The 19,725-nt window shown below is 56.9% G+C and carries 20 protein-coding genes and 1 pseudogene; 14 read left to right on the top strand and 7 right to left on the bottom strand.

From position 1 onward, the window contains the following. Nucleotides 1-5 precede the first annotated feature (5 nt). From lysA to LVW35_RS27810, 5 genes are read left to right on the top strand one after another with little or no spacing between them, the layout of a single operon-like run. On the top strand, nucleotides 6-1,253 hold the full coding sequence (lysA, locus tag LVW35_RS27790) for a diaminopimelate decarboxylase (RefSeq protein ID WP_233892903.1): 1,248 nt from the start codon (nucleotides 6-8) through the stop codon (nucleotides 1,251-1,253). Between the two features lie 3 nt (nucleotides 1,254-1,256). Next, a complete protein-coding gene (gene dapF / locus LVW35_RS27795) occupies nucleotides 1,257-2,087 on the top strand; it encodes a diaminopimelate epimerase (RefSeq protein ID WP_038843551.1) in 831 nt (276 codons plus the stop codon). Between the two features lie 13 nt (nucleotides 2,088-2,100). Beyond that, nucleotides 2,101-2,817, top strand: a complete 717-nt coding sequence (locus LVW35_RS27800) for a DUF484 family protein (protein WP_233892905.1) — start codon at nucleotides 2,101-2,103, stop codon at nucleotides 2,815-2,817. A 2-nt stretch (nucleotides 2,818-2,819) separates the two neighbouring features. Then, on the top strand, nucleotides 2,820-3,719 hold the full coding sequence (xerC, locus tag LVW35_RS27805; RefSeq protein ID WP_233892906.1) for a tyrosine recombinase XerC: 900 nt from the start codon (nucleotides 2,820-2,822) through the stop codon (nucleotides 3,717-3,719). Further along, a complete protein-coding gene (locus LVW35_RS27810; RefSeq protein WP_233892908.1) occupies nucleotides 3,716-4,411 on the top strand; it encodes an HAD family hydrolase in 696 nt (231 codons plus the stop codon). The genes xerC and LVW35_RS27810 overlap by 4 nt, the downstream gene beginning before the upstream one ends. Nucleotides 4,412-4,603: 192 nt before the next feature. Here the strand turns inward: LVW35_RS27810 and sutA are convergent, their stop codons facing one another. From sutA to glnK, 4 genes are all read right to left on the bottom strand, one after another. Continuing rightward, the gene (sutA, locus tag LVW35_RS27815) at nucleotides 4,604-4,930 is read right to left on the bottom strand and encodes a transcriptional regulator SutA (protein WP_233892909.1); all 327 of its coding nucleotides are present in this window, start codon (nucleotides 4,928-4,930) and stop codon (nucleotides 4,604-4,606) included. A 102-nt stretch (nucleotides 4,931-5,032) separates the two neighbouring features. Beyond that, on the bottom strand, nucleotides 5,033-5,458 hold the full coding sequence (locus LVW35_RS27820; protein WP_233892910.1) for a secondary thiamine-phosphate synthase enzyme YjbQ: 426 nt from the start codon (nucleotides 5,456-5,458) through the stop codon (nucleotides 5,033-5,035). A 210-nt stretch (nucleotides 5,459-5,668) separates the two neighbouring features. Further along, nucleotides 5,669-7,006: an ammonium transporter gene (locus LVW35_RS27825; protein WP_017736993.1), complete on the bottom strand. Its 1,338-nt coding sequence runs from the start codon at nucleotides 7,004-7,006 to the stop codon at nucleotides 5,669-5,671. A 34-nt stretch (nucleotides 7,007-7,040) separates the two neighbouring features. After that, the gene (glnK, locus tag LVW35_RS27830) at nucleotides 7,041-7,379 is read right to left on the bottom strand and encodes a P-II family nitrogen regulator (RefSeq protein WP_002555808.1); all 339 of its coding nucleotides are present in this window, start codon (nucleotides 7,377-7,379) and stop codon (nucleotides 7,041-7,043) included. 422 nt (nucleotides 7,380-7,801) lie between these two features. Between glnK and LVW35_RS27835 the strand changes: the two genes are divergently transcribed. Together LVW35_RS27835 and LVW35_RS27840 are read left to right on the top strand one after the other, a co-directional pair. Next, nucleotides 7,802-8,062, top strand: a complete 261-nt coding sequence (locus LVW35_RS27835; protein WP_233892911.1) for an accessory factor UbiK family protein — start codon at nucleotides 7,802-7,804, stop codon at nucleotides 8,060-8,062. A gap of 138 nt (nucleotides 8,063-8,200) precedes the next feature. Further along, nucleotides 8,201-9,052 (top strand): annotated as a pseudogene (locus LVW35_RS27840) (YifB family Mg chelatase-like AAA ATPase); the annotation flags it as partial. Between the two features lie 232 nt (nucleotides 9,053-9,284). On the opposite strand, the gene LVW35_RS27845 reads toward LVW35_RS27840, so the two are convergent. Then, the gene (locus LVW35_RS27845) at nucleotides 9,285-9,755 is read right to left on the bottom strand and encodes a hypothetical protein (protein ID WP_233892912.1); all 471 of its coding nucleotides are present in this window, start codon (nucleotides 9,753-9,755) and stop codon (nucleotides 9,285-9,287) included. Nucleotides 9,756-10,634: 879 nt separating this feature from the next. On the opposite strand from LVW35_RS27845, the gene LVW35_RS27855 reads away from it, so the two are divergent. The 5 genes from LVW35_RS27855 (at nucleotide 10,635) to LVW35_RS27875 (ending at nucleotide 13,913) form a co-directional block, all read left to right on the top strand. Then, nucleotides 10,635-11,264 (top strand): hypothetical protein, encoded by a 630-nt coding sequence (locus LVW35_RS27855; RefSeq protein WP_233892913.1) that lies wholly within the window; start codon nucleotides 10,635-10,637, stop codon nucleotides 11,262-11,264. 437 nt (nucleotides 11,265-11,701) lie between these two features. Then, entirely contained in the window at nucleotides 11,702-11,914 is a 213-nt protein-coding gene (locus LVW35_RS27860; RefSeq protein ID WP_233892914.1) for a hypothetical protein, read from the top strand. Nucleotides 11,915-12,285: 371 nt separating this feature from the next. Next, nucleotides 12,286-12,621: a hypothetical protein gene (locus LVW35_RS27865; protein WP_233892916.1), complete on the top strand. Its 336-nt coding sequence runs from the start codon at nucleotides 12,286-12,288 to the stop codon at nucleotides 12,619-12,621. Nucleotides 12,622-12,962: 341 nt separating this feature from the next. Then, complete coding sequence (locus LVW35_RS27870) at nucleotides 12,963-13,487, top strand: hypothetical protein (protein WP_233892917.1); 525 nt, start codon at nucleotides 12,963-12,965, stop codon at nucleotides 13,485-13,487. A gap of 78 nt (nucleotides 13,488-13,565) precedes the next feature. Continuing rightward, on the top strand, nucleotides 13,566-13,913 hold the full coding sequence (locus LVW35_RS27875) for a hypothetical protein (protein WP_233892918.1): 348 nt from the start codon (nucleotides 13,566-13,568) through the stop codon (nucleotides 13,911-13,913). A gap of 434 nt (nucleotides 13,914-14,347) precedes the next feature. Here LVW35_RS27875 and LVW35_RS27880 read toward each other — a convergent pair whose 3' ends face one another. After that, nucleotides 14,348-14,506 carry a hypothetical protein gene (locus tag LVW35_RS27880; RefSeq protein WP_233892919.1) on the bottom strand — a complete coding sequence of 53 codons (159 nt, stop codon included), beginning with the start codon at nucleotides 14,504-14,506 and terminating at the stop codon, nucleotides 14,348-14,350. Nucleotides 14,507-16,306: 1,800 nt separating this feature from the next. On the opposite strand from LVW35_RS27880, the gene LVW35_RS27885 reads away from it, so the two are divergent. Beyond that, entirely contained in the window at nucleotides 16,307-16,498 is a 192-nt protein-coding gene (locus tag LVW35_RS27885) for a hypothetical protein (RefSeq protein ID WP_233892920.1), read from the top strand. A gap of 468 nt (nucleotides 16,499-16,966) precedes the next feature. Continuing rightward, on the top strand, nucleotides 16,967-18,787 hold the full coding sequence (locus tag LVW35_RS27895; RefSeq protein WP_233892921.1) for a hypothetical protein: 1,821 nt from the start codon (nucleotides 16,967-16,969) through the stop codon (nucleotides 18,785-18,787). Nucleotides 18,788-18,831: 44 nt separating this feature from the next. Here the strand turns inward: LVW35_RS27895 and LVW35_RS27900 are convergent, their stop codons facing one another. Continuing rightward, a complete protein-coding gene (locus tag LVW35_RS27900) occupies nucleotides 18,832-19,686 on the bottom strand; it encodes a hypothetical protein (protein ID WP_233892922.1) in 855 nt (284 codons plus the stop codon). Nucleotides 19,687-19,725: the final 39 nt, after the last annotated feature.

Here is a 19,725-nt window from a genome sequence, read left to right on the forward strand (position 1 = left end):
ACTTCATGGACGCTTTTAACTACCGGGACGGCGAGCTGTTCGCGGAAGGCGTGGCGTTGTCCGCGATTGCCCAGCGCTTCGGCACCCCGACCTATGTGTATTCCCGTGCACATATCGAAGCCCAGTACCGCTCGTTCACCGACGCCCTCGACGGCGTGCCGCACCTGGTGTGCTACGCGGTCAAGGCCAACTCCAACCTCGGCGTACTGAATGTCCTAGCGCGCCTCGGCGCTGGTTTCGACATCGTGTCCCGTGGCGAGCTGGAACGCGTACTGGCTGCTGGCGGCAAGGCTGACAAGATCGTGTTCTCCGGCGTCGGCAAGACCCGCGAAGACATGCGCCGGGCCTTGGAAGTCGGCGTGCACTGCTTCAACATCGAATCCACCGACGAGCTGGAACGCCTGCAGGTCGTGGCCGCCGAAATGGGCGTTCGCGCGCCGATCTCCCTGCGCGTCAACCCGGACGTCGATGCCGGCACCCACCCCTACATTTCCACCGGTCTCAAGGAGAACAAGTTCGGCATCGCCATTGCCGACGCCGAGGACGTATACATCCGCGCCGCGCAACTGCCGAACCTGGAAGTGCTGGGTGTCGACTGCCATATCGGCTCGCAACTGACCACGCTGCCGCCGTTCCTGGATGCGCTCGACCGCCTGCTGGCGTTGATCGACCGTCTCGGTGAATGCGGCATCTACCTGCACCACATCGATCTGGGTGGGGGCGTGGGCGTGCGTTATCGCGACGAGGAGCCGCCGCTGATCGCCGATTACATCCAGGCTGCGCGCGAGCGCATCGAAGGCCGTGACCTGACGCTGATGTTCGAGCCTGGTCGCTACATCGTCGCCAACGCCGGCGTACTGCTGACCCAGGTCGAGTACCTCAAGCACACCGAGCACAAGGATTTCGCCATCGTCGATGCGGCGATGAACGACCTGATCCGCCCGGCGTTGTACCAGGCCTGGATGAATGTCACCGCCGTGACGCCTCGCGCCAGCGAAGCCCGCGCCTATGACATCGTCGGCCCGATCTGCGAGACCGGCGACTTCCTGGCCAAGGATCGTCGGTTGGCCCTGGAAGAAGGCGATCTGCTGGCCGTGCATTCGGCCGGTGCCTACGGGTTTGTCATGAGTTCCAACTACAACACCCGCGGCCGTACGGCCGAGGTGCTGGTGGACGGTGATCAAGCGTTTGAAGTGCGTCGCCGCGAGACGGTAGCCGAGTTGTATGCTGGCGAAAGCCTGCTGCCGGAGTAAGCCATGCTGCTGCGTTTCACCAAGATGCACGGGCTAGGCAATGATTTTATGGTCCTCGACCTGGTCAGCCAGCACGCGCATATCCTGCCCAAACACGCCAAACAGTGGGGCGACCGGCATACCGGCATTGGTTTCGACCAGTTGCTGATCGTCGAGGCGCCGAGCAACCCGGAGGTGGATTTCCGTTACCGGATCTTCAACTCCGACGGTTCCGAAGTGGAACAGTGCGGCAACGGTGCCCGCTGCTTCGCCCGTTTTGTGCTGGACAAGCGCCTGACCGCCAAGCGGCAGATCCGCGTCGAGACCAAAAGTGGTGTGATCGAGCTGGATATCCGCAGTGACGGCCAGATCAGCGTCAACATGGGCGCGCCACGCCTGGTGCCGGCGGACATTCCGTTCCAGGCCACCGAGCAGGCTGTCAGCTACGCACTGGACGTTGACGGCAAGACCGTCGATATCGCCGCCGTATCCATGGGCAACCCCCATGCCGTGCTGCGGGTCAACGACATCAACAACGCGCCCGTGCATGAGTTGGGGCCGAAGATCGAACACCACCCGCGCTTTCCGGCGCGGGTCAACGTGGGCTTCCTGCAGGTGATCGACCGTACCCGCGCGCAATTGCGTGTGTGGGAACGCGGCGCCGGCGAAACCCAGGCCTGCGGCACCGGTGCATGCGCCGCTGCCGTGGCCGCGATCAGCCAGGGGTGGATGGATTCGCCCCTGCTGATCGACCTGCCCGGTGGACGCTTGTCCATCGAGTGGGCAGGCCCTGGCCACCCGGTGATGATGACCGGGCCGGCCTCGCGCGTATACGAAGGACAGGTCCGTCTATGAGTGAGCCAATCCAATGACCGATAAGCCCCAAGTACCCGCAGAAGCGTTCCCGAGCGAAAGTCTGGAGGCCGCTGCCGTCGCGGCGTACCTTGAGGCTAATCCGCACTTCTTCGTCGAGCACGAGGAACTGCTGCCGGCCTTGCGCATCCCCCACCAGCGCGGCGACACCGTGTCGCTGGTGGAGCGGCAGATGAAGATCCTGCGCGAGCGCAACATCGAAATGCGCCACAAGCTCTCGCACCTGATGGACGTCGCCCGCGACAACGACCGACTGTTCGAGAAAACCCGCCGCCTGATCCTGGCCCTGATGGACGCCACCAGCCTGGAAGAAACGGTGATCGCCGTGGAGGACAGCCTGCGCCAGGACTTCCAGGTGCCATTCGTGAGCCTGATCCTGTTCAGCGACAACCCGATGCCGGTGGGTCGCTGGGTCAGTGGCAGCGACGCACAAACCGCGATCGGCGGCCTGCTTTCCGAAGGCAAGACCATCAGCGGCACCTTGCGCGAACATGAGCTGGACTTCCTGTTTGGTGCCGAGCAGCGCAAGCAGATCGGCTCCACCTCCGTTGTCGCCCTCAGCCATCAGGGCTTGCACGGCGTGCTGGCCATCGCCAGCCGAGATCCCGCGCACTACAAGAGCTCTGTGGGCACGCTGTTCCTGACTTACATCGCCGAAGTACTGGGCCGCGTCTTGCCGCGCTTCACCACCGCCCTGCGCGCGGTGCGCTAGCCATGGAAAGGCAACTGGACGCTTACTGCGCTCACCTGCGCAATGAGCGCCAGGTGTCGCCCCATACCCTGGAAGCCTACCGGCGGGATTTGAACAAGGTCCTGGCCTACTGCGAGAAACACCAGATCAGCAGCTGGAAGGCGCTGGATATCCAGAGCCTGCGCAGCCTGATTGCACGCCTGCACCAGGCAGGCCAATCTTCGCGCAGCCTCTCGCGCCTGCTCTCGGCTGTACGCGGGCTCTATCACTATTTGAACCGCGAAGGCCTGTGCGATCACGACCCGGCCAACGGCCTGTCGCCGCCCAAGGGCGAACGGCGCCTGCCCAAAACCCTGGACACCGACCGCGCCCTGCAATTGCTCGATGGTGCGGTCGAGGATGACTTCCTGGCCCATCGCGACCAGGCGATCCTGGAGCTGTTCTACTCATCGGGCTTGCGCCTGTCGGAGCTGACCGGCCTGAATCTCGATCAATTGGACCTAGCGGACGGCTTGGTGCAAGTACTCGGCAAGGGGAGCAAGACCCGCGTATTACCGGTGGGGCGCAAAGCGCGGGAAGCCCTGCAACTGTGGCTGCCGCTGCGCCTGCTGACCAACCCCGCGGATGACGCGGTATTTGTCAGCCAGCAAGGCCGGCGCCTGGGGCCACGGGCGATTCAAGTGCGGGTCAAGGCCGCCGGCGAGCGCGAGCTGGGCCAGAACCTGCATCCACACATGCTGCGACACTCTTTTGCCAGCCACCTGCTGGAATCATCCCAGGACCTACGCGCGGTTCAAGAGCTGCTCGGCCACTCCGACATCAAGACCACACAGATCTACACCCATCTGGACTTCCAACACCTGGCAACGGTGTACGACAGCGCCCATCCACGGGCCAAACGAATCAAGGACGGCGACTCATGAGTATCAAGCTGATCACCTTCGACCTGGACGACACACTCTGGGACAACGTACCCGTCATCATCAGTGCCGAAGCGTCGATGCGCGAATGGCTGGCGATTAACGCCGCCAAGGTCGGCGACTTGCCGCTGGAGCACTTCGCCAGTCTTCGCCAACAGGTGCTGGAACGCCATCCCGAGCTGAAACACCGCATCAGCATTCTGCGCCACCGGGTGTTGATGCATGCGTTTGAAGAGGCCGGTTATCCACAGCCTGAAGCCACGGAAATGGCGGACGTGTGCTATGAAGCATTCATTCATGCGCGCCACCAACTAACGCCCTTCCCCGAAGCGGAGCCCATGCTGAAAGCACTACGCCAGCACTTTTTGCTCGGGGTGATCACCAACGGCAATGCCGACGTGCAGCGCGTCGGCCTGGCGGACTATTTTCACTTTGCCCTGCGCGCTGAAGACATCGGCATCGCTAAGCCGGATGCGCGACTGTTTCAAGAAGCATTGCAACGCGGTGGCGTGGATGCCAGCGCGGCTGTGCATATTGGCGATCACCCAGGGGATGACATTGCCGGAGCGCAGCAGGCGGGGCTGCGGGCGGTGTGGTTCAACCCGACGGGCAAGGCCTGGGAAGGGGAAAAACGCCCCGATGCGCAGATTCGCAGCCTGAACGAGTTGCCGCCCTTGCTGCAAAGCTGGCAGTAACACCGACGATCAAATGTGGGAGCGGGCTTGCTCGCGAAAGCGGTGTGACAGTCAACATCAATGTTTGCTGGGCCGACGTCTTCGCGAGCACGCCCGCTCCCACATTAGTATGTGGAGAACCATGAGAATTTGTTCCAGGCATGAAAAAGCCCGCAGCGACGGCGGGCTTTTTCTTCAAGCAGGTGGCTGACCTCAGATAGGTCGGCTGCCGTACTTGTTATCCGGCTTCTTGGGCGGGTCCGCAACCACGTTAGGCTCAACTTCGACCACTTTGCCGCCTTTAGCGAGGAACTCTTCCATCGCACGGGCCAGAGCATCACGCTCTTTGTTCTTGGCTTCAACGCTCGGCAATTCATCTACCGACACAGCTGCCTTGGCTTTGCCTTTGGCAACCGGCGCAGGTGCATCGTCGCCACCGTCGTCGTCAGCAACGTCTTCCGCCGCCGCTTCAAGACCTTCTTCGGTGTCGTCTTCGTCACCTACTTCGAGTTCGTCGTTTTCCAGATCATCGTCGCTCATGTTCTACCTCATGACTTGCGAAAAGCAGATTAGTTATAGCCCAGCATCACCCTCTGTCGAGGCAGCCGGAAGAAAATCAACATCCACTGGATAACCAGTGGCTTATGCCCCATCACCGTGCAAGGTGGCGAGGACTTTACGAGCACTGCCATGATCACGGTGCTCGCCCAGATAAACACCTTGCCAAGTCCCCATCGCCAAGCGGCCGGCCTTCACCGGCAAACTCAGCTGGCAGCCCAGGAGACTGGCCTTGAAGTGCGCCGGCAGATCATCCGGACCTTCGTCGTTGTGTTCGAACCCTGCACATCCTTGCGGCACCAGCGAGTTGAAAAAACGCTCGAAGTCACGGCGAACCGCCGGATCGGCATTCTCGTTGACGGTCAACGAGGCCGAGGTGTGCTGCAGCCACAGATGCAACAAGCCCACGCGACAAGCCTTCAACTCAGGCAAGCCGGCCAGCAACTCATCGGTTACCAGGTGAAAGCCCCGGGGCTTGGCCCGCAGGGTAATCAGGGTCTGTTGCCACATACAGTTCTCCGCCCATCGGCGCGCATTCTAGCGCGCTCTGGGAAAAAACAAAGTGCCGAATACACCTACATGCCTGTAAGACATTCGCACACTGAAAAGTACCGTGTGCATCCCATCACAAACGCCGCGTAAAAACCGGTACACATTGCTATGACTGACAAACACCAGACAAAAAAATGCCCGGCAAGCCGGGCATTTTTTTTCGCGTACTTACAAGTTGTAGCCGCGTTCGTTGTGTTGCGCCAGGTCGAGGCCAACCGCCTCTTCCTCTTCGGTGACCCGCAGGCCCATGACCATGTCCAGCACCTTGAGGATGATATAGGTCACGATCGCCGTGTAGATAACAGTGAAGCCAACACCTTTGCACTGGATCCAGACTTGTGCAGCGACGTCAGTCACGGTGCCGAAGCCGCCCAATGCAGGGGCTGCAAACACGCCGGTGAGGATCGCACCGACGATACCGCCGATGCCGTGCACGCCGAACGCATCCAGGGAATCGTCGTAACCCAACTTGCGCTTGAGGCTGGTGGCGCAGAAGAAGCAGATCACACCGGCAACCAGGCCGATCACCAGGGCGCCCATCGGGCCCACGGTACCTGCGGCTGGGGTGATTGCAACCAGGCCGGCGACCACGCCCGAAGCAATGCCCAGTGCGCTTGGCTTACCGTGGGTGATCCACTCGGCGAACATCCAGCCCAGCGCCGCAGCAGCAGTAGCGATCTGGGTGACCAGCATCGCCATGCCGGCGGTGCCGTTGGCCGCAGCGGCGGAACCGGCGTTGAAGCCGAACCAGCCGATCCACAGCATCGCCGCGCCAATCAAGGTGTAACCCAGGTTGTGCGGGGCCATCGGGGTGGTAGGGAAGCCTTTACGCTTGCCGAGCACGATGCACGCCACCAGGCCAGCCACACCCGCGTTGATATGCACCACGGTGCCACCGGCGAAGTCCAGCACGCCCCAGTCCCACATCAGGCCACCGTTGCCGCTCCAGACCATGTGCGCGATTGGCGCATAGACCAGGGTGAACCAGATAGCCATGAAGATCAGCATCGCGGAGAACTTCATACGCTCAGCGAAGGCACCGACGATCAACGCCGGGGTGATGATCGCGAAGGTCATCTGGAAGGTGATAAACACGGCTTCCGGGAACAATGCCGCAGGGCCGGTGATGCTGGCCGGGGTTACGCCCGCCAGGAACGCTTTGCCCATGCCGCCAAAGAAGGAGTTGAAGTTGACCACACCCTGTTCCATACCGGTGGTATCGAACGCGATGCTGTAGCCGTAGACGACCCAGAGGATGCTGATCAGGCCGGTGATCGCGAAACACTGCATCATCACCGACAGAATATTCTTGGAGCGGACCATGCCGCCGTAGAACAGCGCCAGGCCAGGGATGGTCATGAACAGCACCAAAGCGGTGGCGGTCAGCATCCAGGCGGTGTCGCCGGAATTGAGGACTGGAGCAGCCACTTCGTCTGCCGCCATGGCCAGGCTTGGCATTACGATGGACAACAGGGCTCCGAGCCCTGCGAATTTACGCAGAGTCATATTGTTTTCTCCTGGGGCGTTGGGGTTTGGCGGCTTAGATTGCGTCGGTATCGGTTTCGCCGGTACGGATGCGAATAGCCTGTTCCAGATTGACCACGAAGATCTTGCCGTCACCAATCTTGCCGGTGTTGGCGGCCTTGGTTATCGCCTCGATAACCCGGTCAAGATCCTTGTCGTCAATCGCGACATCAATCTTCACCTTCGGCAGGAAATCGACTACGTATTCCGCGCCGCGATACAGCTCGGTGTGACCCTTCTGCCGACCGAAGCCTTTGACCTCAGTAACGGTAATGCCCTGCACGCCGATCTCGGACAACGACTCGCGCACATCGTCCAACTTGAACGGCTTGATGATGGCAGTGACTAGCTTCATGAAAACTCTCTCCCGAATTGGTGGACTTGCCCCAGGAAAACAAACCCGTCTCAAGTCTAAGCGCAGTGCCTGGCTTTGTAACGCGTCGTCGCCTCGGCATTGGCCTTTGCGACGCCAGCGAACCACTGATGACGAAACCTGTACCCCTGATCCGTCGGCGCACTGCATTCGTCACAGCGACTGCATCAGTGCATGGGTCATGATCGTCTAAGCAGAAACCTTGCCAGCTCCGTAAAAATCACTGAAATCAGTCCCTTGCCCACTTATGCCCACCTTCGGCGCTCTTCAACGACGCCAATGCGCACAAAAACAGTGCGTCGCCGCCCAGCCCTCTGCGCGAAAAGCGTGCGCCCGCCGTCGTGAAAAAGACTATAGACGCTGCGTGATACACTGCCGGCCAACAGTTTTCCGGAATATTTCCCATGCTCGCGCCCAAAGACCTCCTCGACGCCCTGAGCGGCCACGCCTCTCGCCTGTTCAGCAGTGACACCCCGTTGCCCCGCAATGAAATCGAAAGCCAATTCAAGGCATTGCTGCAAAGCGGTTTCAGCAAACTCGATCTGGTGAGCCGCGAAGAGTTTGATAGCCAGATGGTGGTGCTTGCCCGCACGCGTGCGCGATTGGAGAGCCTGGAGGCGAAGGTGGCAGAACTGGAAGCGCGGCTAAACCCACCCGCCGAATAACTGCCTTGCCCTTAAGAGCCGGCTCGCCGGCTCCCACGGATTGCCGATACGTTCTGTAAAACCTCTCCGCCTCGCGTTTCCCCACCTCGACTACCCTTGAAAAACCGCAGGAAGCGGCCCTCTTTTCAAGGAACGAGCATGTCCCTCGCCATCGTCCACAGCCGCGCCCAAATTGGCGTCGAAGCCCCTGCCGTCACCGTTGAAGTGCACATGGCCAATGGCCTGCCGTCCCTGACGCTGGTGGGCTTGCCGGAAACGGCGGTCAAGGAAAGCAAGGACCGGGTGCGCAGTGCCATTCTCAATTCCGCCCTGCAATACCCTGCCCGCCGCATCACGCTGAACCTGGCGCCCGCCGATCTGCCCAAGGACGGCGGGCGTTTTGACCTGGCGATTGCCTTGGGAATCCTGGCGGCCAGCGTGCAGGTGCCGGCGTTGATGCTCGATGAGGTGGAATGCCTGGGGGAACTGGCACTGTCTGGCGAAGTGCGGGCAGTGAAAGGTGTGCTGCCGGCAGCATTGGCGGCGCGCAAGGCCGGGCGCACCGTGATAGTGCCGCGGGCGAATGCGGAAGAAGCCTGCCTGGCATCGGGATTGAAAGTCATCGCGGTGGATCATTTGCTGCAGGTGGTGGCGCACCTGAATGGGCATCAGCCTATCGAGCCCCACAAATCCGACGGATTGCTGTACCTGAACAAGCCTTACCCGGACTTGAGCGAAGTACAGGGCCAGCTCGCCGCCAAGCGCGCATTGCTGATTGCTGCGGCGGGGGCGCATAACCTGCTGTTCAGCGGCCCACCCGGCACTGGCAAGACATTGCTCGCCAGTCGCCTGCCGGGCTTGTTGCCACCGTTGAGTGAGCAGGAAGCCTTGGAAGTGGCGGCGATTCAGTCGGTAGTCAGCCTGGCACCGTTGAGTCATTGGCCGCACCGACCGTTTCGCCAGCCGCATCATTCTGCATCAGGGCCAGCATTAGTGGGGGGTGGATGTCGGTTTCGGAAATAAATGCGAAACTCTGGAAATAGATGCGACTTCAAAGACAGAAAAAAGCCCGCATTAACGGACCGGTGACGTTCCCAAGGCGCTGAGTGCCAACCTTTTTTCAGTAGGTTTTGAGCGTATTGGCGCGCAAGACCCAGATCCTCGGCGACGACGTAGAGGCGTTCATAGAATCTCTGCGTTTCTTCGCAAACGGCTTCTGAAATGCTCATTTGTTTAACATTTCCTATAGTTCAGACCGCGCCCAGCGCAGTCTGCTGATCGCTTTGAATTGACTGATACCGACTGAGCCACGTTCGTTTCGAGCCTTTGACCCGGGTCTTGTCAGTAACGCCTCAACCGCAGAGCGATCAGCTTCAAAAATCTGGAAAGCGTTGTAATCCGCATCGAGAAGAACCAGTAAAACAGTATCGAAGGGTTGCCTTAAATCGATTGATCCCACTCGGCCGCTTCGCATTCGTGGACTGGTGAAATACCGCCCCTTGATTTGAATTCTGACTGTTAGCCCATTTCTCACTTCTGTCGCGTCGTATCCAGCTTGCCTAGCCAGTTCCAACTCGACGTTGAGGTGCCGAGCTGCCTCGTACTCTGCGATTTCCCCAGTCACACCCAGCGGTTTGCGAGTGAGTTGGAAATAACGACGAGCCAAAACCTTGATGTCTCGAAGGATCTGGTACACCTCATCGACGTCTTCCATGCGATTTTCCTGCTCGATCCTGGGGAGCGGAAAGCGTCCCTCTCCTACGGGCGTAGCCCGCACGGCGGCGGGCTTGTGGGTGCAGCGACGATTCCTGGGCAAAGATTAATCCAACAAACACTAATGATGCCTCTATGCCAGTACATTCTCGAATGCATGTCGAATTGTCGCTTGGTCGACGGTCAAATAATGCTTGCTGTGATCAAGGCAGGAATGGCCAAGAATGGTCTGCACCATCTCAACATAGCCTGTTACCGCCAGCACCTTGGCCGTCAGGGAGCGCCTGCCGCTGTGCGAAGATCCATACTTATACCGGCCTGCCGGTAGGGCCTGCTGATGGCCTGCTGGAGCGAATCACAGGCCCGGTAAACATCTGGCCCTCCGTTCAGCTCACGGTGCCTAAACGCCAGTTCAAAGGCTTGGCCCTTGTGTGTGGTGATCAGCTTCGAACCTGGGCGGAGGCCTCGGTATTCGTCAGTGCCGGAAAAGCCCCAGCGACGTGCAAGCGAACTGCGATCCACCCCTCCAAGGCGGCAATGCATCGTGGATGGGTCAGGCATGGCCCTAATCATCCCCAAGTGACCGCACAGATTGCCGAGCTCACGGCATCTGTACCGAACGCCGCGGTGGTCTCTACTGCGCTGGCCAGCGCAATCTCTCTACTTGATCAGGTAGCATTTGTAAGTCACGAGCATGATGGTACGAGTCAGGTTCTAAACAGGCTGCGGATGGCCTTGGCAATGATCGATGGTGTACAGCCTATCTCTGATATTGTATGGAAACCCACTCCAGAATGATCTGGATCGGCCGGCGCCTGAATTGGCGCATCGGCGATGATGCGTTAACTTAACGAACTAATCGAAACGGAAGCCGTAAGAAATGAGCGATAACAAGTGGTGGGAGAAGACAGTAGAGTGGCTTTTCGTGACACAGGCTGCCTTGAGCCACAAGTTAGACTTTGCTGCGCCATTATCGGGTAAGAATGAGAGAACGGCAGGCGATGCCATCTTTGGTCAAAATTCGAAGCTGGTGCTGGTCGAATTCAAGGCAACAGAAAACGATGTTAAGACTGAAAAGTCTCTTTTTATGAATTTTGTTGAAGCTCAGGAAGCGCTTCAAGAATTTGAGCACCATTTCGTCGTTTTTGCCGAAGAGCTCGCATCGATGCAGCAAGCTCCGAAACTGGAGCTCCACGCCCAACTGTATTTCGGATCTGATATTGATTTACCAGCGCTAGAAATTTTGCATTTCGCTGCTGACAAGACTGTGTTCGATGATTATCTGAAACGTCTCTCGGCTTTCAAATACCCTGACGGGCGTGGCGGGGGTAGTGGCCACGTATCGCCTGAGCTTATGGGAGCGGTAGTTGGTGTCGATACCTCTGGCAAAATCACTGGTGTTGCATCGCTTCAGGAGTACGCACCGACTCTGGCGCCACCAGCGCTAACGCAAACGCCGACGCAAACGCCGACGAATAGTAATAAATTGGGCTTAAAGGGACCCCGATAGGAATCTTTTTAATGGTCAATTTTCTCACCTCAATCGCTTGGCAGGCCCTAGTATTTTGGGGAGTAGTTCAGCTAGGTTTTTCGATGCAAGTGGTCGATAAGGCCACTGTTTTCGTAAACCTGCCTCAGATCTGTGAGTTCTTGCAGCTGCCCTTACCGAATGGATCATGCCGGGTAGTTGGGAAGGTTGAGGAAACACTGCGAGGTTCATGGATTGTCACGACAGACTCTTCCTTGCCTGTTAGTTTCGAGCATTACCGCCCTAGCGCTTCATGAGCGCAACCCACGAAAGGTAAACGTAAAGCCAAGACAACCAACTGGACTCTAAAAGGTCAGGTTGGGTGGCTGCTGACCAGACCGAAAGCGCTCTACCAAATCTGACAAGTTGACCACTAGAGCCACTGCTATGCTTGGACTTTCTCGAACGGGGCCAAAGCAATGTCAGGTGAATACTCGCTATCGGATGTACTGGAAAGAATGTACGAAAACCAGCTCGCGCTGGAGGCGGCGCTGATGGAGCTAACGCTCCAAGCCGAAAAACAGGGACTCAGTGAATGCGGTGACAACGCTCGTGGTGCGTTGTATGCAATTGGTGAAAACTCTGGCCATATCAAGCAAGGATTGGCGAAACTGAAAGCCAGAGGTCTCTAATCCGGGTCGCTCCTGACTTTATGCTTCACTCATAGAGCGGCTGATTTCAGCCGATTCTGTTGAAAAATTCAGCGTCGATTTCCACAGAAGAAAAACATGCACGGAGGTTGAAACTCGTGTCGTGCACAGAAGGCTCATGGCTAAGATCTGACGTAGCAGCGTGAAAAAAAGCTTTTGAGCCGCTCAATGACCGAAGGGTGCGACTTGGCCGGCGATAGGTAATGAGATCCTGTGGTGCCGCTTTGATAAAAAGCACTTCTAGACACTCCAAGATCCACAATGTAAATATTACTTTGCTCGCGGCATAATAGTTTACACGCCGCCCAAGACTGAAATATTCAACTGATTAATCAGGGAGCGTCGTCAACCTTATGCGCGACATTGATAGCAAGGTCCTTAGATACACCATTGACTTCAGCCGCCAAGCTGCAGCCGAGGAGAACCAAGCTGCTCTTCAGGCTAACATCGAGCGTCACATGGATGCTGCCCGTCGCGTGGTAACTAACGAGACGCTCGAGCGCATTGGACACGCACATCTTGCAGTCATGATCAACGCCGCCGTGCGATACAACCTGTCTCTCGCAGAGATCATAATGGAGGCCGTTTGCCAGGGCGTACAGCCTGTGGCAGCTATCTGCGCAGCCGTTGAGACCGCAAAATCCAGCCGTCGTATCACAACAAAACTACGACTCCATATCGTGAAATAAACCGGCTCTACAGCGGCCAAGGAACAAATCGGCAAATGTGGACTGCATCGTCCAAAGCCGCATGAGAAGACCTGCACTGCCATCTTGATAAGCTGATGGATCACCATGCCCACTGCTTCAACCTGCAGAGCGGCGTCAGATGACCATATCACTCAGACGCTTCAAGACCTCACACTCTTTCGACGATTGCCTGACCATTTTCCGACGAGCCAATCCTTGCGCACGTGAGCACCTCGAGTAAATGAGGGCACCAATAGGAATTTGTTGAATACGCGGCAGGTTTCGAAATATATTGGAAGTGCTGTGGAAACAAATCAGCATAGCCCTGAGGTAATTTGACCATGGACCGCCCCGAAACCGATGTCTCAACCGAGGAAGCAAGCGAATCTTTCGTTGGCTGGGTTGCGAGCGGGTTGGAGGAGGCACAAGTTAGCCTAGCTAGACAGATTGCGTTCCTTGAAGCCCATATGGCCGAGACGCATATCTCCCAAGCCAAACTGCTAATTTCGGCTTACGAAGGCTCCGATGATCCAGCCCTGCTGGAGATAGAAAGTGAGCTTCGAGAGAGTTATGCCGATTATGCAGGGCGGCTGATCCACAACAAGGCGCTTTCCCCCCACGAAACCGTTCAAGTCATCAAAAGGCTCCATGATGCGCTAGAAAAAGCGTTCGCGAGCCTGGACTCTTTCATTGACGGCTATCGCCGCCTGACTCATCTTGCTATCCATCTTGTGGATCGCTGGTCTCATGAGCTTCTTTCCGCCGCCATTCTCCGCCTTCGCAAAGCCTCGGATACCGCTTGGTTCCGCGTACCTCTTTTCGCCTACGGCCCAGAGCTGAGCGGATATCGACACCGACTTCGGTAATTCCCTATTGCAGCTTCCGCTGCCGCTGCATTCGCAGCAAAAAATGACTACTTAAACGTCTTTTTTGGGAATTATCTCATGAATATACATACCATCGCCCCCGAGCACGCCTCGGATAAGGCCATTCGCTGCGCCCACTGCTGGGATCATGAAGCGACTCATATCGAACTCACATCCACCGGTGAGCACGATCCCGACGAACATCTAGTTCTCTGTTCCAAATGCGCCTATCTCGCAGGCTTGATGTCGTGCGCCGGGTGCGAAACAGGCCGAAAGGTCACAGTCATGTCTTTCCACCTGTTCGGAGATCTCATCCCGATCTACGCTCCGGGCGAACTGGACGAGGGCGGGCACTGCGCTTGGCATATTGGCTCGTCCATTCAGACCGAAGTAGTTGAGTTTATTCCGCGCACGCGCAGCGGCTAAATCAATACTCATGCGGGCCGGGTAGGACCGGCTCGCAAAATCATCGGTGGTGACACATCTAGCAGCAGGCGTTTTTGAATCGTCCTCGACCAATAGCAATTTTCACATTCCTTCCCCCGCCCGCCAGGAATTTCACAATGGCACTCGGTACAACGTGAACCGGAGGTCAGCTTGCACTGTCGGCAAATCGCCCTGCCTGCTGCTTGGGATAATAGACTGCCAACGCCTCCTGATGTGCCCTAGCGTTGTCGACCAGGGATTGTTCCAGCAGGGTTATAGTCACAGAGCTATCCTCGTTCGGAGGACGCGAAACCCGCGCCCTGGTACTGTCAAGCCTGCGACTCAGCGGCCTGGTGGTGGGGCGATTTCTCCTACTCGATTGTGTTCTGCTGTTGAACGTCAAGATATTCGATAACGCAGGTCGGGTGTAAACCTCAGGTGAAGCCTTCGCCGTCGAACTGGACATAGAGCGAACCACCGTTGGCACTGCGAATTGTTCCAAGTCGTGGAGCGCTACCCTCAAGCGTGAAGCGAACTCGTTGACCGCGCTTTGCGGGCACACCATGGGTCTCGCGGATCGCTTTCATGCTCATGTGATTTTCCTACATCAATTTGAGTTCTCGTGCGGCTTCGGTCCAGACCCAAGATTCGCGCTGTCCCCAACCAGTAACCTTGCGCTATTTGGGTGTAATCAAAATTTTGTATCGCTCCCTCCCACCAGCAAATGTCCCAGTCTCTTTCACCGCTGTTGCGTCGGGATATACACGAATGACCAAATCCTTCGCTCGAAAGCCTAGCCGGGACAGACGGTTGAATAAAGCCCCTGCCCAGTGCCGGGGCTTTTTTTCGGCTGAAAAAAACCCCACCGTAGCGGGGCTGTTCCGGTCAAAAGTCGTCGTAGTGATCGCGCATCCAGGCGAACAACTTGTAACCCTGGGCGACTTTTACGAGCGCGCAGAAGCCTTCCCACGCAGCGCGGCAACTCAATTTGATGAGACGCATAAGCGGCTTCCTCAAAGAAGCCTGGCCCCGCCGCCCTTACCGGGCAAGGCAGCGGTTCTACTGAAAGGGGTCAGCGCTTTCAGCGAGCCAGGTGATTGTCGGCCCTCCCAATCCCGGCGCGGTTTCCAGACGCGGCAGAAGGGGCCAGGGCATTCCCTGCCCACGACTTACGTAATACCGCAAAACCCACGACAGAAAAAAGCACTTTAGTGGTTTTTTGAAATAAATATGCAATTTCGCGTCAAGCCCTTGACTGCGCGCACTCGTGACGATCTAGGAATTTGCACAATGACGGCTCAATTTAGCTGAATACGGCTAGATACGCCGTATTTTCGTGGAGTTCGTCGCAGTTCAATGGTTTCCATTGACGATTCAATGAGGCATCTCTGAACCTCTCTATAAAATTCAATGAGCCTTACTGACCTACGATGAAGCTCCGTTATTATCCATGAACGTATTGCGCAAATGCGTAACCGTAATTTATGCTCGATTCGTCAGCGCTTTCAGCGAACCGCAAACCGAACTCCAATTCGGTATGCACAAATCAACCGCCCCTCCAACGGCGGTTTTTTTGTGCCCAAATTCCAGCCGCATTTTCAGCCCGAAACCTGGCCACCTTCGGCGCGGCGTTTCTGAAGGCAAAAAAAACCGCTAAGGCCGAGGCCAAAGCGGTTTTTTCCTCAGTTCAATCCGTTACAGCAGATCGTCCCAATGGTCCCGCAGAAGTTCATAGAGACGATAAGCCCCCAATCCGTTCCGAACGAGATCCCAAGTACGCTTCGCAAGCTTAGACATACTTTTGGCCCTCCCTTGGTTGGGCCAAACCTCCAACAGCTTATCCGGCTTACCGCTGTCTTCGGGAATACACGCGAATGTATCCACTAAGGCGGCCGAGTGTGAACCCCTCAGCAACACCGGTACGGCTCTCACCCCGTCTAGAAGGGCATAGGAAACCGTTTCTGCACCGGCCACACCTAACGAATAGCTCACCTGTAGAGGTCTCGTCTCAGGGCATAGTAGCGCACTTTTTCGACTGTGAAAGGCTAAAAAGCCAGCATTTAGCGGGCAGCCAGGCACACTGCCAATAACGGCCCTGGGCAATTTTATAAAACGTTAATTTGTCGGACCTGTGGCTCCCCCTGGGAAGCGCCAGTAAACGCCTTGGCGGTGCATCAGGCGACGAATAACACGATATCGTATTACTTTATGCAGTATTTTCGTTTGCACACCCCGTCAAGCCTGAGTAGTATAAATCCCACGCGAATGTATCCACCGAGGTAAAGCAAGCACTGGCCTCACCAGCGCCTGCAACGAAAAAACCGCCTACTCAGGGCGGTTTTTTTTCGCCTGCTAAATGCACCCTTTACTCGTGACACCGCCGAGGTAGCCCGATGTTGATCACCCTGGCCCTCTCCCCTTTCGAAGTGCAGACCCTGACCGAATTCCGCCAGATGCACGCCGAGTACCAGCGCACCACGTCGAGTACGCCGGAGCCGGAACCGGCCCGCCGTTACAGCGCGGTCAGCACGGCCGCGCAGATCCTGGCCGAAGCCCTGGACGCCGCGCGCGCCCAGGGCATGTAGTCACAGCTCCACGGTGAACCCGCGCAGCCCTACCGCGTCGGCAAACCGCCCTACGGCCGTCAGACTCGCCAAGGTACGCAGTGGCTCAGGCCGGGACCGCGGTGGGGCCGTCCAGGCGAATAGATAGCGTCCTCTTGGCATCATTGCCGGCCACCTGGCCCACCTCCGCCTCACGGATGGCGTGCTGGCGCACTAGGGCTTTCAGGGTGTCCGACTGGATCGCCTCACCGATCATGGCGTCAGTACAACTGGATTCGCCCCCATCAATTCAACGGTGGGCTGACGCCAGCTCGGGCCGAAGAAAAATTTAACGTCGTGTCCTGGATTAGTTGACCACTACATTTTGCAAACCTGCCGTGAGTCGTTAGTTTGCACCACAAGACGCCTATGCCGAAGATGTCAAACTGACCCTTGTCAGATTTAACACGAAATACCTATGATCAGTTTTCTATGTCGCAGGAGCGTGTTTTGTCGCATTCGGTCATTCGGAGTCCGCTCCCATTTGCCAAGCCGCAAGTGTCACTAGGTGGCCGCTTCAAGGACATTTCGGGTGATTTGCTCGTGCTGTGGTACGGCACATTCACGCCGAATAGCAGGGAAAAAACCGTTCCCCTCGTCAACGTGCATTTTCGGTCTGTTGATCTGGACGGCACGTTGGGCGCGTTCTACTCCGTTCCGATTGGACTGCCTTACCTCAGTTTTTTCCAGATAGGTACTATCTGGCGTGCGGGCTCGATCAATTCCGACACGTTGTCGGAGTCACTTCCAGAACTGGAAGTGGATTTCAGCCCGCAAAGCTGGACGTATGTAACGGCTTCGCAACTGGGACTGACCAACACTAGCAGCCCTTACAAACTTCCAATGTCGGCAGACACCTGGTTGGTAGGATTGCGTACCGGAGCCAAAGACCAGACCATCTTGGTCCCGTGCGTAGAGCTCCTGATCCGATTGTATGGACGCAGTTCCGAGACCAGCCGGATTCTGACCACTTATCCTTGGCAGGAGGTGCAAGCTCGCTTCTTTTTTGATCCTGAAGAGACCTGGGCAAAAAACGTGGTGAAGCTGCAGCGTTCGGTTAGGGAAAGTGAAGCTGTATTTCTCAACCACATGAGGCATGACGGCTACACGAAAAGCCTGTGCCGTAAGCTTTATGCGGACCTTGAGTCCCAGTTCAGCAGCTCGCCAGTCTCGGACGTGCCCTTTGGCAACCTGCAAATTGCACCCTGGTTTCAGGGACCCGCGACGATCAAGGGCCGCGGCTACTGGCTCAATAAAAAAACCTTTCTCTGCCTGCGTTTAACCGGCGCAAGTGAGCCTGATGGTCCGGAGCTTGAAATTCATCGGGCGGAATACCACACAGAAAATTTCCAGCCAGGTGACGAGGAAGATCAAGGTCTTTTTATCACCCGCCCGACCGTAACTTTGCCGCTCAATCAAAAGTTCGAGCTGACCAACGATTCCGGATCAGACCCGGATCTGGGAAGGCACATCCTGGAGCACGAGAGTTTTGAAGTACTGGGCAAGCGTCGGGCTACCAGTCGCTACGTGCATCACAAGCCGGGGGAGCGTGGTAAAAAAGTTCTTCCTACTGGCGAAACGGAGGTCTTGTCAGGTGGTGATCCTGGCGCCCGAGGTTCGGGGATTGGAAAAGCTGAAATCATAGACATGGAGCCATGGGAATCATCAGGCGTTCTGGTCGATGTATGGGTCGCACTGAATAAGCTGCAAACGTATTTTCCCACGGTGATCGACAGGGTCGAGTGGATGACGCTGGACGGCCAAAGGGGAACTCAAGCACCGGCCAAGCTGGTACCTATAAAAGAGTTTGAGGAGGACGAAACCGCAACACCAAAGCAAAGATCCTGGGTCTTCCTCGACCCCAAACATAAAATAGTGCGTGGCGTGCAGATACTGCGCATCGTCTGCGGCCAGCGTCATTTTTACCTCTTTGAAATTCAACGTCGGCCTGGGAGTGGGAAGGCCGAAGGCAAAACCACGGAACAGAAGGCGCAAGGGATGCTCATTGAACTATCAATCCCTTTCTCGCAAGCCCTGGTACAGCTAAAAATAGTGCTCGGTCTGATACGCTTTTTTGAAGGCGCGTTTCGCGACTTTGTCGACAACATGGACAATCCCGGCGTGTCCTTCAATCACTCCAAAACTAAAGGGGACGAGGTTCTGCATCTCACTTGCATGAGGAACAATCTGCAAAGATTGGGTGTTAATTTTCCGAAACGTTCACCTCTTGCACCAAGGAAAGATACCGCGGGTCAGGTACCCAATAGGTAACGCTATCCACGTCTACTAGCCAGCCGTTTCCGGCTGGATCCGGATTAGGTACAGCGGCCTTTGATTGGCTCGAGCTCAAGCGATGAAAGTAGGCCAACGAGCGTGAAATCCATGTGCGCTGTACATCGCGTCCGCGGTTGGCAGCGATAGCCAGTTTTATCATCTGCGCCTCCAGCTTGAGGCGCCTGGCTGCTTGGACTTTGTGCTTTTCGATTGTGATCAACGGCCTGCCTGCTTGTCGGGCATTGCAAAAGGTAACGAATCCCCACAGGTTGCCTGCAATACCTGGCTTGATCTTCAAGAGGCGGTCCACATGACGTTGCTCGAGAACACTCGCTCCCTCTGATCGGGCCAGCAGTAGCAAGTGCGCTGCCGCGTTCAACCTGCCACGCAATGAAGCTAGTCTCAACCTTCCCATGCTTCAGGGTTGTCAGATAGTCATCCAGCAACGCACGGTCCGCGCCGAACGATATACCTGAAAGGACTTTACGCACCCGTTCATGCTCAACATGCAGCTCCAGTAACTCATCGTTGATAACGAACTGCTTGGCGAGCTTGTACCAACGAATAGGAGCTCGCGTCCGTCGCAGCCCTTCACATCCGATATGCTCCAGTAGTTGTTTGGCTGGTGGCATCCCGGCCCACTGGGCATCAATCACTGCGAAGAATTCAAAATGGCGATGGATGCTCAGGGCCGCACGCTGATTCCCACCTTTGGCGGCAAGCCACGCGCCAAATGCCAAGAAGTCGTCTACCACCACCTGAGCACCCAGAGCATTCGCATCTAGCAGCAGGCGTTTTTGAAACGTCCTCGACCAATAGCAATTTTCACATTCCTTCCCCCGCCCGCCAGGAATTTCACAATGACACTCGGTACAAAGTGAACCGGAGGTCAGCATGCACTGTCGGCAAATCGCCCTGCCGTCTGCCTGATGTAC

This window comes from Pseudomonas sp. HN11, from assembly GCF_021390155.1.
In the GTDB taxonomy this organism is placed as follows: domain Bacteria; phylum Pseudomonadota; class Gammaproteobacteria; order Pseudomonadales; family Pseudomonadaceae; genus Aquipseudomonas.